The sequence below is a fragment of the Acinetobacter sp. MF4642 genome (assembly GCF_002018925.1).
Lineage (GTDB): Bacteria > Pseudomonadota > Gammaproteobacteria > Pseudomonadales > Moraxellaceae > Acinetobacter > Acinetobacter johnsonii.
In genome coordinates, this window is the sequence record NZ_MVON01000084.1 from 1 (window position 1) to 885 (window position 885).

1 protein-coding gene is annotated in these 885 nt (G+C 34.5%); it reads left to right on the forward strand.

Annotation, left to right across the window (positions count from 1 at the left end; translation table 11 throughout):
- Nucleotides 1-42 precede the first annotated feature (42 nt).
- Nucleotides 43-865 (forward strand): IS5 family transposase gene (locus MF4642_RS16540; protein WP_094148576.1). Its coding sequence is split into 2 segments (ribosomal slippage): nt 43-423 and nt 425-865, totalling 822 coding nucleotides; the frame shifts between segments, so codons are not numbered across the junction.
- The last annotated feature ends 20 nt before the right edge of the window (nt 866-885 follow it).

The following is an 885-nucleotide window of genomic DNA, read 5'->3' on the forward strand; positions in this document are numbered from 1 at the left end:
TAGACCTCTTGCGAAAGTAAAAACCACCTCAATATAAATTTCATGAGATATCAGAAATTAAATCGTTTTTCAGATTCTGAATTCAAACGCTTGGTTGGCGTACCTCGACATGTTTTTACTGAAATGGTAGAGGTTTTAGAAAAAGCAGAATCACTCAAAAAGAAATCAGGTCGTCCTCATACTTTAGATATAGAGGATCAGTTGTTATTAACTCTCAATTACTTACGGAACTACAGCACTCAACTGGAATTAGCGGCAAATTACCATATCGCTGAAAGTAATGTGAATCGAACCATTAAAAAGGTTGAAGATGCATTGATGAAATCAAGACGTTTTACTCTGCCAAAACGAAGCATTACCACGGCAGACGAACACTTTAACTGGGTAATTATTGATGCGACAGAATGTTCAATAGAACGTCCGAAAAAAAAATCAGAGTAAATTCTACAGTGGTAAAAAGAAGAAATATACGCTAAAAGTACAAGTGATCTATCATCCGAACAGCAAACAAATCATAGGGCTAGATATATCGAATGGCAGTCAGCATGACATTAAATTGGCAAGAAAAACGGTTAAGAAATTCAAACATTGTGAATATGTTATGACTGATCTAGGGTACTACGGATTAGAGCAAGATGGCTTTAAATTATTGATGCCAATAAAGAAAAAGAAGAATTTACCTTTATTTGATGTTGAGAAAAAGTACAATAAAATGGTTGGAAAAATACGAGTTGTGATCGAACACATTAATAGTCAATTGAAAACATTTAGAATATTAAGTGAACGCTATCGAAATAGACGGAAAAGATTCGGCTTACGCATTAACTTAATTGCTGCACTCGTAAACCGGATAAACTTGCAATAATGACTTTCGCAGGAGATCTA